The organism is Streptomyces sp. TLI_105 (genome assembly GCF_900105415.1).
Lineage (GTDB): Bacteria > Actinomycetota > Actinomycetes > Streptomycetales > Streptomycetaceae > Streptomyces.
In genome coordinates, this window is record NZ_FNSM01000001.1 from 402,455 (window position 1) to 417,031 (window position 14,577).

The 14,577-nt window shown below is 73.5% G+C and carries 15 protein-coding genes; 10 read left to right on the plus strand and 5 right to left on the minus strand.

All coding sequences use genetic code 11. From position 1 onward, the window contains the following. Window position 1 precedes the first annotated feature (1 nt). Window positions 2–778 (minus strand): SDR family oxidoreductase, encoded by a 777-nt coding sequence (locus BLW86_RS02045; protein WP_093872398.1) that lies wholly within the window; start codon window positions 776–778, stop codon window positions 2–4. A gap of 78 nt (window positions 779–856) precedes the next feature. Between BLW86_RS02045 and BLW86_RS02050 the strand changes: the two genes are divergently transcribed. The 5 genes from BLW86_RS02050 to BLW86_RS02070 all read left to right on the plus strand — a co-directional run bounded on the left by BLW86_RS02050 (window position 857) and on the right by BLW86_RS02070 (window position 4,999). Beyond that, window positions 857–1,654, plus strand: coding sequence for an enoyl-CoA hydratase family protein (locus BLW86_RS02050; RefSeq protein WP_093872399.1), 798 nt, complete (start codon window positions 857–859; stop codon window positions 1,652–1,654). Between the two features lie 14 nt (window positions 1,655–1,668). Continuing rightward, a complete protein-coding gene (locus BLW86_RS02055; RefSeq protein ID WP_093878445.1) occupies window positions 1,669–2,517 on the plus strand; it encodes a CoA transferase subunit A in 849 nt (282 codons plus the stop codon). After that, window positions 2,514–3,296 carry a CoA-transferase subunit beta gene (locus tag BLW86_RS02060; protein ID WP_093872400.1) on the plus strand — a complete coding sequence of 261 codons (783 nt, stop codon included), beginning with the start codon at window positions 2,514–2,516 and terminating at the stop codon, window positions 3,294–3,296. The genes BLW86_RS02055 and BLW86_RS02060 overlap by 4 nt, the downstream gene beginning before the upstream one ends. Beyond that, window positions 3,293–4,357 carry an NAD(P)H-dependent flavin oxidoreductase gene (locus tag BLW86_RS02065; RefSeq protein WP_093872401.1) on the plus strand — a complete coding sequence of 355 codons (1,065 nt, stop codon included), beginning with the start codon at window positions 3,293–3,295 and terminating at the stop codon, window positions 4,355–4,357. Before BLW86_RS02060 ends, BLW86_RS02065 begins: the two co-directional genes overlap by 4 nt. A 96-nt stretch (window positions 4,358–4,453) precedes the next feature. Beyond that, a complete protein-coding gene (locus BLW86_RS02070) occupies window positions 4,454–4,999 on the plus strand; it encodes a VOC family protein (RefSeq protein ID WP_093872402.1) in 546 nt (181 codons plus the stop codon). Window positions 5,000–5,149: 150 nt separating this feature from the next. Here BLW86_RS02070 and BLW86_RS02075 read toward each other — a convergent pair whose 3' ends face one another. The 4 genes from BLW86_RS02075 to BLW86_RS02090 are packed head-to-tail and all read right to left on the minus strand — an operon-like array spanning window position 5,150 to window position 8,881. Beyond that, window positions 5,150–6,307, minus strand: a complete 1,158-nt coding sequence (locus BLW86_RS02075; protein ID WP_093872403.1) for an acetyl-CoA C-acetyltransferase — start codon at window positions 6,305–6,307, stop codon at window positions 5,150–5,152. Window positions 6,308–6,327: 20 nt separating this feature from the next. After that, the gene (locus BLW86_RS02080; RefSeq protein WP_093872404.1) at window positions 6,328–6,933 is read right to left on the minus strand and encodes a TetR/AcrR family transcriptional regulator; all 606 of its coding nucleotides are present in this window, start codon (window positions 6,931–6,933) and stop codon (window positions 6,328–6,330) included. After that, entirely contained in the window at window positions 6,930–7,718 is a 789-nt protein-coding gene (locus BLW86_RS02085) for an SDR family oxidoreductase (RefSeq protein WP_093872405.1), read from the minus strand. The genes BLW86_RS02080 and BLW86_RS02085 overlap by 4 nt, the downstream gene beginning before the upstream one ends. Further along, entirely contained in the window at window positions 7,715–8,881 is a 1,167-nt protein-coding gene (locus BLW86_RS02090; RefSeq protein WP_093872406.1) for an acyl-CoA dehydrogenase family protein, read from the minus strand. The genes BLW86_RS02085 and BLW86_RS02090 overlap by 4 nt, the downstream gene beginning before the upstream one ends. A 45-nt stretch (window positions 8,882–8,926) precedes the next feature. On the opposite strand from BLW86_RS02090, the gene BLW86_RS02095 reads away from it, so the two are divergent. From BLW86_RS02095 to BLW86_RS02115, 5 genes are all read left to right on the plus strand, one after another. Then, window positions 8,927–9,784, plus strand: a complete 858-nt coding sequence (locus tag BLW86_RS02095; protein WP_093872407.1) for an enoyl-CoA hydratase — start codon at window positions 8,927–8,929, stop codon at window positions 9,782–9,784. After that, a complete protein-coding gene (locus tag BLW86_RS02100) occupies window positions 9,784–10,962 on the plus strand; it encodes an acyl-CoA dehydrogenase family protein (RefSeq protein ID WP_093872408.1) in 1,179 nt (392 codons plus the stop codon). Before BLW86_RS02095 ends, BLW86_RS02100 begins: the two co-directional genes overlap by 1 nt. Next, complete coding sequence (locus BLW86_RS02105) at window positions 10,962–11,948, plus strand: acyl-CoA dehydrogenase family protein (RefSeq protein ID WP_093872409.1); 987 nt, start codon at window positions 10,962–10,964, stop codon at window positions 11,946–11,948. The genes BLW86_RS02100 and BLW86_RS02105 overlap by 1 nt, the downstream gene beginning before the upstream one ends. A gap of 140 nt (window positions 11,949–12,088) precedes the next feature. Continuing rightward, complete coding sequence (locus tag BLW86_RS02110) at window positions 12,089–13,465, plus strand: MFS transporter (protein WP_093872410.1); 1,377 nt, start codon at window positions 12,089–12,091, stop codon at window positions 13,463–13,465. Beyond that, window positions 13,462–14,535: an acyl-CoA dehydrogenase family protein gene (locus BLW86_RS02115; RefSeq protein WP_093872411.1), complete on the plus strand. Its 1,074-nt coding sequence runs from the start codon at window positions 13,462–13,464 to the stop codon at window positions 14,533–14,535. Before BLW86_RS02110 ends, BLW86_RS02115 begins: the two co-directional genes overlap by 4 nt. Window positions 14,536–14,577 lie beyond the last annotated feature (42 nt).

Genomic DNA, 14,577 nt, shown 5'->3' on the forward strand with positions numbered 1-14,577 from the left:
TTCAGTGGTTGACCGTCGCCGCGTCCAGGAAGGCGGGGCGTTCCCCGCCTCCGTGGACGAGGAGGCTGGCGCCGGTGATGTAGGCGGCCTTGTCGGAGGCGAGGAAGACGCAGGCGTCGCCGATGTCGGCGGGTTCGGCGAGCCGGCCGAGCGGTACGGTGCGGCCGACGGAGGCGATGCCGTCCTCGTCCCCGTAGTGCAGGTGGGACAGTTCGGTGCGCACCATGCCGGGGACGAGCGTGTTGACCCGGACCAGCGGCGCCCATTCCACAGCCATGGACCGGGCGAGGTTGTCGAGTCCTGCCTTGGCGGCGCCGTAGGCCGCGCTGCCCGGTGAGGGGCGGGTGCCGCTGACGCTGCCGATCATGACGACGGCCCCTCCCCCGGGCTGGTGGCGCATCACCTCGTACGCGGCGAGGGAGGCGGTCAGGGGGGCGACGAGGTTCAGCTCGACGACCCGGGCCTGTTGTTCGGCTCCCCCGTCGCCGAGCATCCGGAAGGGTGTTCCTCCGGCGTTGTTGACCAGGACGTCCAGCCTTCCGTGATCGTCCCGCACCCGGGCGAAGAAGGCCGTGACGGCGGCCGGGTCGCGCAGGTCGAGGGGGATGAAGCGGGCCGTGCGTCCGGCCGCTTCGACGGGCTTGTCGGGGGCCCGTCGCGCGCAGGTCACGACCTCCGCGCCGGCTTCGAGCAGGGCTCGGGCGATTCCGGCGCCGACGCCCCGTGTGCCGCCGGTGACGACGGCGACGGTTCCCGACAGATCGATGGTGACTGGCAAGGGACACCTCCCGCAGCGTGCGAACCGCTGCTATCTTCCACCTAACAAACGTTTGGTGGAAAGGTAGCTGATCTGCTCATGGGTGTCTCCACCTCCGCCCCCGACAAGGGCATCGCCGTCGTCACCGTCGACTTCCCCCCGGTCAACGCCCTCCCCGTACAGGGCTGGTACGACCTCGCCGCAGCGGTACGCGCCGCCGGTGCCGATCCCGAGGTGCGCTGCGTCGTGCTCACCGCGGAGGGCCGGGGCTTCAACGCCGGCGTCGACATCAAGGAGATCCAGCGCACGGCCGGACACGACGCCCTCCTGGGCGCCAACCGCGGCTGTTACGAGGCCTTCGCCGCCGTCTACGACTGCGAGGTGCCGGTGGTCGCCGCCGTGCACGGCTTCTGCCTCGGCGGCGGCATCGGCCTGGTCGGCAACGCCGACGCGATCGTCGCCTCCGAGGACGCGACCTTCGGCCTGCCCGAGCTGGACCGGGGCGCGCTCGGCGCGGCCACGCACCTGGCCCGGCTCGTACCGCAGCAGCTGATGCGGGCCCTGTACTACACCTCGCGCACGGTCACCGCCGAGGAGCTGCACCGGCACGGCTCGGTCTGGCGGGTCGTCCCGCGCGAGCGGCTGCTCGACGCGGCACTCGAACTCGCGCGGGAGATCGCCGCCAAGGACGGACAGCTGATCCGGCTCGCCAAGGCCGCGATCAACGGCATCGACCCGGTGGACGTCCACCGCAGCTACCGCTTCGAACAGGGCTTCACCTTCGAGGCCAATCTCAGCGGCGTCGCCGACCGGGTCCGCGACGCCTTCGGCAAGGAAGACACCTTCGGCAAGGCCGACGAGGACACGGCCATCGACACGGACGAGGAGCAGTCGTGAGCAGGGACAAGACGATGACCGCCGAGGAGGTCGTGGGCCGGCTCCGGAGCGGGATGACGATCGGCATCGGCGGCTGGGGCTCGCGCCGCAAGCCGATGGCGCTGATACGGGCGCTGCTGCGGTCCGACGTCACCGACCTGACCGTGGTGTCGTACGGCGGCCCGGACGTCGGGCTGCTCGCCGCGGCCGGGAAGATCCGCAAGCTGGTCGCGGCCTTCGCCACGCTCGACTCCGTGCCCCTGGAGCCGCACTTCGGCGCGGCCCGTCAGCGCGGCGCCTTCGAGCTGGTGGAGCTGGACGAGGCCATGCTCATGTGGGGACTGACCGCCGCCGTGCACCGGCTGCCCTTCATGCCCATCCGGGCCGGACTCGCCTCGGACGTGATGACCGTCAACCCCTCGCTGCGGACCGTCACGTCCCCGTACGGCGACCGCGAGGAGCTCGTCGCCGTCCCCGCGCTGCGGCTGGACGCCGCGCTTGTCCACCTCAACCGTGCCGACGCGCACGGCAACGGCCAGTACCTGGGCCCCGACCCGTACTTCGACGACCTGTTCTGCGAGGCCGCCGACGCCGCGTACGTCTCCTGCGAGCGGATCGTGGAGACCTCGGAGCTGCTCAAGGACGCGGGACCCCAGTCGCTGCTGCTCAAGCGGGCGTTCGTCGACGGCGTCGTCGAGACGCCGAACGGCGCGCACTTCACCTCCTGCGCCCCCGACCACGACCGCGACGAGGCCTTCCAGCGCGCCTACGTGAAGGCGGCCCGGGACCCGGAGGCCTGGCGGGCCTTCACCGCCCGGTTCCTGTCCGGCGACGAGGACGCCTACCAGGCCGCGGTCGCGGCGTTCCACGAGGAGGAAGCATGAGCGGCACCGACACCCCCGCGACGGCCACGACGGCGACCCGGGCCGAGTACTGCGTCGTCGCCTGCGCCGAGGCCTGGCGGGACGCGGGCGAGGTCCTGGCCAGTCCCATGGGCACCGTCCCGATGATCGGCGCCCGCCTCGCGAAGCTCACCTTCGCCCCCGACCTGCTGCTGACCGACGGGGAGGCGCTGCTCATCGCCGACGTGCCGGCGGTGGGCGCCGCGCCCCGGGTGGTGGAGGGCTGGCTGCCGTACCGCCAGCACCTGGCCATGGTCGCCACCGGGCGCCGGCACGTGATGATGGGCGCGAGTCAGCTCGACCGGTACGGCAACCAGAACATCAGCTGCATCGGCGACTGGGCGCGGCCGAAGCGCCAGCTCCTCGGCGTGCGCGGAGCACCGGTCAACACCCTGAACAACCCGACCAGTTACTGGGTTCCCAAGCACTCGACACGCGTCTTCGTCGAGCGGGTCGACATGGTCTGCGGCGTCGGCTACGACCGGGCCGCCGCGGCCGGCCCCTCCGCGACCCGCTACCACCGCCTCCCGGACGTCATCAGCGACCTGGGCGTCTTCGACTTCGAGACCCCGGACCGCACCATGCGGCTGCGCTCGCTGCACCCCGGCGTGACGGTCGAGGAGGTCGGGGAGGCCACCGGCTTCGCGCTGACCGTCCCCGACGAGGTGCCGTACACCCGTGAGCCCACCGCCGAGGAACTGCGGCTGATCCGCGAGGAGATCGACCCGAAGGGGCTGCGGGACCGGGAGGTCCCCTCATGAGCGACGTCACGATCGCCACCCGTCTCACCGAGCTCGTCGGGGTGCGGCACCCCGTCGTGCAGACCGGCATGGGGTGGGTGGCCGGTCCCCGCCTGGTCTCGGCCACCGCGAACGCCGGCGCGCTCGGGATCCTGGCCTCGGCGACGATGAGCGTCGACCGGCTCCGCTCCGCGGTGCGCGAGGTCAAGTCCCGCACGGACGCGCCCTTCGGCGTGAATCTGCGGGCGGACGCCGGGGACGCGGGCGAGCGCGTGCGGGTCATCATCGACGAGGGCGTGAAGGTCGCCTCGTTCGCGCTCGCCCCGTCCCGCGAGCTGATCGCACGGCTCAAGGACGCGGGCGTCGTCGTCATCCCGTCCATCGGGGCCAGGCGGCACGCCGAGAAGGTCGCGGCCTGGGGCGCCGACGCGGTGATCGTGCAGGGCGGGGAGGGCGGCGGCCACACCGGCAGCGTCGCCACCACCGTCCTGCTCCCGCAGGTCGTGGACGCCGTGGACATCCCGGTCGTCGCGGCCGGCGGCTTCCACGACGGGCGCGGCCTGGTCGCCGCCCTGGCGTACGGCGCGGCCGGGATCGCCATGGGCACGCGCTTCCTGCTCACCTCCGACAGCACGGTCCCCGACGCGGTGAAGGCCCGCTACCTCGCCGCGGCGGTCACGGACGTCACGGTCACCACGAAGGTGGACGGGCTGCCGCACCGGATGCTGCGCACGGAGCTGGTCGACGCGCTCGAACGCTCGGGCCGGGCCGCCTCGCTGCTGCGGGCGGTCCGGCACGCCGCGGCCTTCCGGCGCGATTCCGGCATGAGCTGGGCGCAGATGGTCCGGGACGGCCTGGCGATGAAGCACGGCAAGGACCTGACGTGGAGCCAGATCCTGCTGGCCGCCAACACCCCGATGCTGCTCAAGGCGTCCATGGTCGAGGGCCGTACCGATCTGGGCGTGATGGCCTCCGGTCAGGTCGCGGGGCTGATCGACGATCTGCCGTCCTGCGCCGAACTCGTCGACCGGCTCATGGCGGAGGCGCGGGCCGCGCTCCGCGCCCTGCCCGCCACGGACTGAGCGAACCCGAACGCGCGTGTCCGCCGGGGTACCTTCACCCCGGCGGACACGCGTCTCCACCCGATCTCTTCCGCACCTATCCCGAACGGAACCGCCATGCCGATCCAGCGGCTGAACCACGCCGTCCTCTTCGTCTCCGACCTGGAGCGCAGCCTCGCCTTCTACCGTGACGTCCTCGGGTTCCGGCCACTGCCGCAGGCGTTCCCGGGGGCGGCCTTCCTCCAGGCGGCGGGCTCCGCCAACGACCACGACCTCGGCCTGTTCCAGTCCCCCGAGCCGGGCTCCGGGCCGCGCACCGGGCGGGTCGGCCTGTACCACCTGGCCTGGGAGGTGGACACCCTGGCCGAGCTGCGGCGCATGCGGACGAGGCTGGCGGAGGCGGGTGCCCTGACGGGGGCGAGCAACCACGCCTCCACCAAGGCCCTCTACGCCCGGGACCCGGACGGCATCGAGTTCGAGGTCTGCTGGCTGGTCCCGGACGCGGCCGTCGCCGGAGAGCTCTCCGCGATGACCTCGCCCACCCGCCCGCTCGACATCGACGCCGAGATCGCCGTGTACGGTGCGGAGACCCCCGGCGGTCCCCGCACCGATCACGCCGTGTGGCGTGAGGTCTTCGCCGGTGGCGTCACAGACGCCCGATGATCGTCACGTTCGCCTGGCCACCGCCCTCGCACATCGCCCCCTCCCGACCGGCCCCCTCGCACCGCTCGGCCCCAGGGGGCCTCCCGGGCTTCGGGAGCCTGCACCGGCCTCCGGCCGGACGGTCCGGGGCCGGCGCCGGGGCCTCCTTCGTCAGAGGCGCTCGATGATCGTCACGTTCGCCTGGCCACCGCCCTCGCACATCGTCTGCAGGCCGTAGCGGCCGCCGGTGCGCTCCAGTTCGTGCAGCAGGGTGGTGGCCAGCTTCGTGCCGGTCGCGCCGAGCGGGTGGCCGAGGGCGATGGCGCCGCCGTTGACGTTGACCTTCTCCGGGTCGGCGCCGGTCTCCTTCAGCCAGGCCAGGACGACCGGGGCGAAGGCCTCGTTGATCTCCACCAGGTCGATGGCGTCGAGCGTCATCCCGGCCTTCTTCAGGGCGTACGCCGTCGCCGGGATCGGGGCCGACAGCATGCGGATCGGGTCCTCGCCCCGGACGGAGAGGTGGTGGACGCGGGCGCGCGGCGTCAGTCCGTGTTCCCGTACGGCGCGCTCCGAGGCGATCAGCATCGCCGAGGCCCCGTCGGAGACCTGCGAGGAGACCGCGGCGGTCAGCCGGCCGCCGTCGACCAGTGGCTTCAGTCCGGCCATCTTCTCCAGGGTGGTGTCGCGGCGCGGGCCCTCGTCGGTGGTGACGTCCCCGTAGGGGACGATCTCGCGGTCGAAGCGGCCCTCGTCGATGGCGCGGGCGGCCCGCTGGTGCGAGCGGAGGGCGAACTCCTCCATGTCCCGGCGGGAGATGTCCCACTTGGCGGCGATGAGCTCGGCGCCGTGGAACTGGTTGACGGGCTGGTCGCCGTAGCGGGCGCGCCAGCCCTCGGAGCCGGCGTACGGGCCCTCGGTGAGCCCGAGCGGGTCGGCGGCCTGACGGCTGGCGAAGGCGATGGGGATCTGCGACATGTTCTGCACGCCGCCCGCGACCACCAGGTCCTGGGTGCCGGACAGGACGCCCTGGGCGGCGAAGTGCAGGGCCTGCTGGGAGGAGCCGCACTGGCGGTCCACGGTCGTGCCGGGCACCTCCTCGGGCAGTCCGGCGGCCAGCCAGCAGGTGCGGGCTATGTCGCCGGCCTGCGGGCCGACGGTGTCCAGGCAGCCGAAGACGACGTCCTCGACGGCGGCCGGGTCGGCGCCCGAACGCTCCATCAGCGCCTTGAGCACGTGGGCTCCGAGGTCGGCCGGGTGGACGGCGGACAGTCCGCCGCCCCGTCGGCCGACCGGGGTGCGTACCGCTTCGACGATGTAGGCCTCGGCCATGGTCACTCCTTGTGCGTGCGTCATTCGTGTGTCCGGTGTCCGTCACGGAGGGCGACGCCCTCCAGCACCATGGACAGGTACTGGCGGGCGATCTCCTCCGGGCTGTGCTGTCCGCCCGGCCGGTACCAGGACGCGGCGACCCAGACGGTGTCGCGCACGAAGCGGTAGGTGAGCCGGACGTCGAGGTCGGTGCGGAAGACCCCGGCGGCCACGCCGCGCTCCAGGGTCCTGAGCCAGGCCTCCTCGAACCTCCGCTGGGAGCCGGCGAGATAGCCGAAGCGCGGCTGCTCCCGCAGGTGCCTGGACTCCTTCTGGTAGATGGCGACGGCGGCGCGGTGCCGGTCGATCTCCCGGAACGACTCGGTGACGAGGGCCTCCAGGGTCTCGCGGGGGCCGAGCACCGCGGCGAGCACGGCGTCGTACCGGGCCCACAGCTCGTCCAGGAAGGCGCGGAGGATCTCGTCGAGCATCGACTCCTTGGAGTCGAAGTGGTAGTAGAGGCTGCCCGCGAGCAGGCCGGCCGCGTCGGCGATGCGGCGGACGGTGGTGGCGTCGTACCCCTGGGCGGCGAACACCTCGGCCGCCGTGTCCAGGATCTCGCGGCGCCGTTCCGGCGCCGGTCTCACGGGTGCTGGCTGCTGACGGAGAGGACCTCCCCCGTCAGGTACGAGGAGTAGCCGCTGGCCAGGAAGACGATCACGTTGGCCACCTCCCACGGTTCGGCGTAGCGCCCGAAGGCCTCGCGGGAGGTCAGTTCCTCCAGGAGTTCGGGGGTGGTGACCTTCACGAGGTGCGGGTGCATGGCCAGGCTCGGGGAGACGGCGTTGACGCGCACGCCGTACTCGGCGGCCTCCAGGGCGGCGCAGCGGGTGAGCGCCATCACTCCGGCCTTGGCGGCGGCGTAGTGGGCCTGTCCCTTCTGGGCCCGCCAGCCGATCACCGAGGCGTTGTTGACGACGACGCCTCCGGCGCCTTCGGCCTTCATCCGGCGCAGCGCGGCGCGGGTGCAGCGGAAGGTGCCGTTGAGGGTGACGTCGAGGACCTTGTCCCACTGCTCGTCGGTCATGTCGACCAGGTCGGCGGTGCCGCCGAGGCCGGCGTTGTTGACGACGACGTCGAGGCGTCCGTGGCGCTCGACGGCGAGGTCGAACAGGGCGGCGACCTGGGTCTCGTCGGTGACGTCGCAGGGCAGGGCGGCGACGCGGTCGGCGCCGAACTCCGCGGCCAGTTCGGCCTCTGTCTCCTTCAGCCGGCGGGCGTGGGCGTCCGAGACGACGACCCGCGCGCCCTCTTCCAGGAGCCGTCTGGCGGTCGCGCCGCCGATGCCGGCGCCGGCCGCGGCGGTGACGACGGCGCCGCGGCCGGTCAGCAGGCCGTGGCCCGGCACGTAGGGGGGTGGCGTGCCGGTCATGGGCGGGCCTCCTTGGGCAGGCCGAGGACGCGCTCGGCGATGATGTTCCGCTGGATCTCGTTGGAGCCGGCGTAGATGGTGTCGGAGCGGGAGAAGAGGTAGAGCCGCTGCCAGTCGGTGAGGTCGTACGGCTCGCCGTCGGCCAGCATCCCCGCGGCTCCGCAGACGTCCATGGCGAGCTCTCCGAGCTCCCGGTGCCAGGTGGCCCAGAAGATCTTCCCGATGGAGGCCTCGGGGCCGGGGGCTCCGGCGGCGGCCCCGTCGAGCATGCGCAGGGCGTTGAACCGTATGGTCTCCAGGCCGATCCAGGCGCGGGCGATGCGGTCGCGGATCAGCGGGTCGGCCGCGGCGCCGTTGCGCTTGGCCAGTTCGACGAGGGCCTCCAGCTCGCGTCGGAAGCCGACCTGCTGACCGAGGGTGGACACGCCCCGCTCGAAGCCGAGGGTGGCCATGGCCACCCGCCAGCCGTCGCCGGGGGCGCCGACGACGTGGGAGGCGTGGGTGCGGGCCCCGTCGAAGAAGACCTCGTTGAACTCCGAGGTGCCGGTCAGCTGGACGATCGGTCTGATCTCGACTCCGGGCTGGTCCAGGGGGACGAGCAGGTAGGACAGGCCGTGGTGGCGGGTGGAGCCGGGTTCGGTGCGGGCGAGGACGAAGCACCAGTCGGCCTCGTGCGCGAGTGAGGTCCAGACCTTCTGTCCGGTGACCACCCAGTCCTCGCCGTCGAGTTCGGCGCGGGTGCGCACGTTGGCCAGGTCCGAACCGGCGTCCGGCTCGGAGTAGCCCTGGCACCACTGCTCCGTGACGGCGACGATCGGCGGGAGGAACCTCTCGCGCTGTTCGGGGGTGCCGAAGGCGATGAGGGTGGGTCCCAGGAGCTGCTCGCCGATGTGGCTGACGCGGGCGGGGGCGTCGGCGAGGGCGTACTCCTCGTGGAAGACGACCTGTTGTTCCAGGGTCGCGCCCCGTCCGCCGTATTCCTTGGGCCAGCCGACGCAGGTCCATCCCGCCGCGGCCATGTGCCGTTCCCAGGCGAGGCGTTCGGCGTGCGCCTCGTGTTCCCGTCCGGGGCCGCCGCGCCCGCGCAGGGCGGCGAACTCGCCCGTGAGGTTGGCGCTCAGCCAGCCGCGGACCTCTCTGCGGAACTCCTCGACGTTGCTCATGGCCGTACGTTAACCTACCAAACACTTGTTAGGGAAGGAGGGCGGATGTCCGCTGCCCGCACCGCATCCACGGACCCGGTCCGCTACGAACGCCTCGGCCCGGTGGCCGTGGTCACGATGGACCGGCCCGATTACCGCAACGCCCAGAACTCCGCGATGACGTACGCCCTCGACCGCGCCTTCTACCGCGCGGCCGACGACGACGAGGTCAAGGTCGTCGTGCTCGCCGGAGCGGGGAGGCACTTCTCCGCCGGCCACGACATCGGCACCCCCGAGCGGGACGCCCACCTGCCGTTCGACCGGCGCGCCGGACTCTGGTGGGACCACTCGGACAAGCAGGGGGCGGAGAGCCGCTTCGCCCGCGAGTCCGAGGTCTACCTCGGCATGTGCCGCCGCTGGCGCGAACTGCCCAAGCCCATGATCGCCTCGGTGCAGGGCGCCTGCGTCGCGGGCGGCCTGATGCTCGCCTGGGTGTGCGACCTCATCGTCGCCGCCGAGGACGCGTTCTTCGCCGACCCCGTGGTCCGCATGGGCATCCCCGGCGTCGAGTACTTCGCCCACCCCTGGGTGATGCCACCGCGCATCGCCAAGGAGTTCCTCTACACCGGGGACCGGATGGACGCCCGGCGCGCCTACGAGGTCGGCATGGTCAACCGGGTCGTCCCGCCCGGGGAGTTGACGGAGCGGACCATGGAACTGGCCTCCCGGATCGCCGAGATGCCCCGCATGGGCCTGGCGCTGACCAAGCGTGCCGTCAACCAGGCCGAGGACCTCCAGGGCCTGCACACCGGCATGGACTCGGTCTTCGGACTGCACCACCTCGCGCACGCGCACAACGCCGAGACCGCCCCCGACGCGCTGGGCGGCATGGACATACGCGCCATGAAGGAGGCGGGAGCCTGATGGACCTCGACTTCTCCCGGGCGGAGGAAGCCTTCCGGGCCGAGGCCCGCGCCTGGCTCACCGCCCACGTGCCCGACGTCCCGCTGCCCTCCCTGGAGACGGCGGAGGGTTTCGCCGCCCACCGGGAGTGGGAGCGGACCCTCTTCGCCGACCGCTGGTCGGTGGTCTCCTGGCCCGAGGAGTACGGCGGCCGGGGCGCCTCGCTCCTCCGGTGGCTGATCTTCGAGGAGGAGTACTACGCGGCCGGCGCCCCCGGCCGGGTCAGCCAGAACGGCATCAACCTCCTCGCCCCCACCCTCTTCGAGCACGGCACCGACGAGCAGCGCGCCCGCGTCCTGCCCTCCATGGCGAGCGGCGAGGTCATCTGGGCCCAGGCCTGGTCCGAGCCGGAGTCCGGCTCCGACCTCGCCTCGCTGCGCTCCACGGCCCAACGGACCGACGGCGGCTGGCTCCTGCGCGGCCAGAAGACCTGGTCGTCCCGGGCGGCCTTCGCCGACCGCGCCTTCGGCCTCTTCCGCAGCGGCCTGGACGGTACAAACGCAGCGAAGCCGCACCAGGGCCTGACGTACCTGATGTTCCCGCTGGACGCCGACGGGGTGACCGTACGGCCCATCGGGCGTCTCGACGGCAAGCCCGCCTTCGCCGAGCTCTTCCTCGACGACGTGTTCGTGTCCGACGAGGACGTCATCGGCGCGCCGGGACAGGGCTGGCGGGTCGCGATGAGCACGGCGGGCAACGAGCGGGGGCTGACCCTGCGCAGCCCCGGCCGGTTCACGGCCGCCGCCGAACGGCTCACGGCACTGTGGCGGGAGACCGCCGACCCCTCCGACACCGCGCTGCGCGACCGGGTCGCCGACGCGGTCATCGGCGCCCGCGCCTACCGGCTGTCCGCCTACGCGGGCATCTCGCGGATCGCCGCCGGAGGCTCGATCGGCGCCGAGTCCAGTCTCAACAAGGTCTTCTGGTCCGAGCTCGACATCGCGCTCCACGAGACCGCGCTCGACCTGCTCGGCCCGTACGGCGAACTGGCCGACGCCGCCGACGACGCGCCCGTGCACGGCGGCTGGGCCGAGGGCCACACCTTCTCCCTCGCCGGCCCCATCTACGCCGGCACCAACGAGATCCAGCGCGACATCATCGCCGAGCGGCTGCTCGGCCTCCCGAAGGGACGCCGGTGATGCGGTTCCTCCTCGACGACGAGCAGCGGGAGTTCGCCCGCTCCCTCGACGGCATGCTCACGGCGGCCGACACCCCCGCGGCCGTACGGGCCTGGGCGGCCGGCGACACCACGCCCGGCCGGGCGCTCTGGTCACGGCTCGCGGAGGCCGGCGTCCTCGCCCTCGCCGTCCCGGAGCGACACGACGGGCTCGGCCCGCTTCCCCTCGAACTGGCGTTGGCGTTCACCGAGTTGGGCCGCCACGCCGTGCCCGGCCCCCTGGTGGAGACGGTCGCCGCGGCGACGCTCCTGGACACGCTCGGCGACGACGCGGCCCCCGCCCTGCTCCCCCAGATCGCCTCGGGAAAGGCGGTCGTCTCCCTGTGCCTCCCGGCGGTCGGCGGCCCCTACGCCCTGGACGCGGACGCCGCCGACGCCGTGCTCGTCGTCGAGGGCGACACCGTGCGTCTGGCGGAGACGGCCGGGCCCGTCCAGCCCTCGGCCGACCCCGCGCGCCGGCTGGCCCGTCCGCTCGGCGGAACCGTCCTGGCGCGGGGCCCGGCCGTGGCCGCCGCCGCCGCGCACGCCGCCGAGGTCGCCGCCCTGGCCACCGCCGCCCAGTCCCTCGGCCTCGGACGCGCCCTGCTCGACCGGACCGTGGAGTACGTGAAGCAGCGCACCCAGTTCGGGGTCGCCATCGGCTCCTTCCAGGCGGTGAAGCACCGCCTCGCCGACACGCTCATCGCGCTGGAGTTCGCCCAGCCGCTGCTCCACTCGGCCGCCCTGGCCCTGGCCGAGGGGGCGGGCCACGCCTCCGCCGAGATCGCCGCGGCGAAGGTCACGGCGGGCGAGGCCGCGTACGCCGCCGCCCGCACCGCCCTCCAGCTCCACGGGGCCGTCGGCTACACGGAGGAACTGGACCTCGCCCTGTGGATCCGCAAGGCCCGTCCCCTCCGTGACGCCTGGGGCACCCCCGCCGCCTGCCGCGCCCGCGTCCTCGCGCCCTGAACGGAGCCGGCGTCCTCGCGCTCCGAACGGCGCCCGCGTCCTCGCGTCCTGACCGGAGCCCGCTGCCCGGGCCGGGCAGCGGGCTCCGGTTCCCCCTCCGCTCATCGGTCCCCACTTCCCTACCGCACCCGGGAGTCAGCGTGTCCCCCGCACCGCCCCCGCACACCCCCGAGAGATCCTCCGACCCCGCCACGCTGCGCAGGGTGGCGCTGTCGAGTCTGCTCGGCACCGTCATCGAGTACTACGACTTCCTGCTCTACGGCACGATGGCCGCGCTCGTCTTCGGCGAGCTGTTCTTCCCCGAGTCCGATCCCGCCGTCGGCACGATCGCCGCCTTCGGGACGCTCGCCGCCGGCTATGTGGCGCGCCCGCTCGGCGGCGCCGTCTTCGGCCACTTCGGCGACCGGCTCGGCCGCAAGTCCATGCTCGTCCTCACCATGGCCCTCATGGGCGTGGCGAGCTTCCTGATCGGTGTCCTCCCCGCGTACGGGACGATCGGCGTCGCCGCCCCCGTGCTGCTCGTGCTGTTCCGCGTCGTCCAGGGCCTCGCCATCGGCGGGGAGTGGGCCGGCGCGACGCTCATGGTCGTCGAGCACGCCGACCCCCGGCGCCGCGGCCTGTGGAGCGGCGTGATGCAGATGGGGTCCCCGATCGGCTTCCTGCTCTCCACGGTCGCCGTCACCCTCACCTCGCTGCTCCCCCGCGCCTCCTTCCTGGCCTGGGGCTGGCGCGTCCCGTTCCTGTTCAGCGCGGTGCTCCTCGGCATCGGCCTCTACGTGCGCGTCAGCGTCACGGAGAGCCCGCTCTTCCAGCGGGCGGCACGGGAGCGCGAGGCCGGGGCGGCTTCCGGCGTCCCGCTGGCACAGGTGCTGCGCAGGCCCCGCACCCTCGTCCGAGCGTGCGCGGTGGGCATCGGCCCCTTCGCGCTGACGGCGCTGATCAGCACGTTCATGCTCACCTACGCCACGGCCATCGGGTACGCCACCTCCGAGGTGATGACCGGGCTCCTCTTCACCTCGGTCACGGGCCTGGTGTCCATCCCGCTCTTCTCCGCGCTCTCCGACCGCGTCGGCCGCCGGGCCGTCGTCCTCGGCGGTGCGGCGGGCGTCGTCCTGCTCGCCTTCCCGGTCTACGCCCTGGTCGACACGCGCTCCCCCGCGCTGCTGATCCTCGGCATGGTCCTCGGCCAGGTGGTGCAGTCCGCGATGTACGCCCCGCTCGGCCCCCTGCTCTCGGAGATGTTCGGCACCCGCGTCCGCTACACCGGCGCCTCGCTCGGCTACCAGCTGGCCGCGCTGATCGGGGGCGGATTCACCCCGATGTTCGCCGGCGGCCTGCTCTCCTCCGGCGACGCCCGGAGCGCTCCCCTCGCGGTCCTCGCCGTCGTCTGCGGGCTCGTGACCGCGCTCGCCGTCTGGCGGACGGCCGAGACGCGAGGCCGGGACCTCTCGGCGGAGGACCCGGCGGCGGCCGAGCAGCCCCGTACCCGACCGGCATCGAGAGGAGCAGAGGCATGAGGCTGACGGAGGAACAGGAAGAACTGCGGTCCGCCGTGCGGGCCGTGCTCGGACGCCACACGGGCGAGGCGGCCTGGCGGCCGCTGACCGGGCAGATCGGCGTCGCGGGGCTCGCCGTCCCCGAGGAGTACGGCGGCGCCGGGTACGGGGCCCGGGAGGTCCACGTGGTGCTGGAGGAGCTGGGACGGGAGCTGAGCCCCGTGCCGTACCTCGGCTCCGCGGTGCTCGTGGTGCAGGCGCTGCTCGCCTCCGGTGACGCGGCGGCGTGCGCGCGGCTGCTGCCGGACCTGGCCTCGGGGACCGTGGTGGGGGCCCTGGCGTGGGCCGAGCGCGGTTCCTGGGACCCGTCGGCCGTACGGGCCGAGGCCACCCCCGGGCCCGGCGGGAGCTGGCGGATCACCGGGGTCAAGGAGCACGTGCTCGACGGCGCGGGGGCCGGGCTCCTGCTGGTGGCGGCGCGGTCGGGGGCGGGGGTCTCGCTCTTCGAAGTGCCCGTGGACGGCGCGGGCGTGGGCCGTGAGGCGGCCGTGACGATGGACTCCACCAGGACGCAGGCGCGGGTGGTGCTCACGGCGGCGGAGGGACGGCTCGTGGGCGCGGAGGGTGAGGGCGAGCGGGTGCTCGCGCACGTCCTCGACCTGGCGTGCGCGGCGCTCGCCGCCGAACAGGTCGGCGCCGCCGCGCGCTGCCTCGAACTCACGCTCGCCTACGCCGGGGAGCGGGTCCAGTTCGACCGCCCCATCGGCTCCTTCCAGGCGGTCAAGCACCGCCTCGCGGACGCCTATGTCCTGGTCGAATCGGCGCGCTCGGCCGCGCTCGGCGCCTCCTTCGCCGCCGCCACGGACGACCCGGACCTCACCCGCCGTGCGGCCGCCGCCAAGTCCGCCTGCTCGGAGGCGTTCTCGGCGGTGGCGGGCGAGATGATCCAGCTGCACGGCGGCATCGGCATCACCTGGGAGCACGACGCCCATCGCTACTTCAAGCGGGCGCACGGCGCGACTCAGCTCTTCGGCCCCCCGGCCTGGCACCGCGCCCGCCTGGCGGCCGACCTGGGGCTGCCGGTGACGTGAGGCCCGTCGCCGCGTCGACCGCCGTCCGGCCGTCCACGCCAC

What these genes read in the sequence shown, in the direction of transcription:
- BLW86_RS02060 (WP_093872400.1), top strand. Translation starts at nt 2,514, where the DNA reads ATGAGCGGCACCGACACCCCCGCGACGGCCACGACGGCGACCCGGGCC.
- BLW86_RS02095 (WP_093872407.1), top strand. Translation starts at nt 8,927, where the DNA reads ATGTCCGCTGCCCGCACCGCATCCACGGACCCGGTCCGCTACGAACGC.
- BLW86_RS02050 (WP_093872399.1), top strand. Translation starts at nt 857, where the DNA reads ATGGGTGTCTCCACCTCCGCCCCCGACAAGGGCATCGCCGTCGTCACC.
- BLW86_RS02105 (WP_093872409.1), top strand. Translation starts at nt 10,962, where the DNA reads ATGCGGTTCCTCCTCGACGACGAGCAGCGGGAGTTCGCCCGCTCCCTC.
- BLW86_RS02085 (WP_093872405.1), bottom strand. Translation starts at nt 7,718, where the DNA reads ATGACCGGCACGCCACCCCCCTACGTGCCGGGCCACGGCCTGCTGACC.
- BLW86_RS02115 (WP_093872411.1), top strand. Translation starts at nt 13,462, where the DNA reads ATGAGGCTGACGGAGGAACAGGAAGAACTGCGGTCCGCCGTGCGGGCC.
- BLW86_RS02100 (WP_093872408.1), top strand. Translation starts at nt 9,784, where the DNA reads ATGGACCTCGACTTCTCCCGGGCGGAGGAAGCCTTCCGGGCCGAGGCC.
- BLW86_RS02070 (WP_093872402.1), top strand. Translation starts at nt 4,454, where the DNA reads ATGCCGATCCAGCGGCTGAACCACGCCGTCCTCTTCGTCTCCGACCTG.
- BLW86_RS02075 (WP_093872403.1), bottom strand. Translation starts at nt 6,307, where the DNA reads ATGGCCGAGGCCTACATCGTCGAAGCGGTACGCACCCCGGTCGGCCGA.
- BLW86_RS02090 (WP_093872406.1), bottom strand. Translation starts at nt 8,881, where the DNA reads ATGAGCAACGTCGAGGAGTTCCGCAGAGAGGTCCGCGGCTGGCTGAGC.
- BLW86_RS02065 (WP_093872401.1), top strand. Translation starts at nt 3,293, where the DNA reads ATGAGCGACGTCACGATCGCCACCCGTCTCACCGAGCTCGTCGGGGTG.
- BLW86_RS02055 (WP_093878445.1), top strand. Translation starts at nt 1,669, where the DNA reads ATGACCGCCGAGGAGGTCGTGGGCCGGCTCCGGAGCGGGATGACGATC.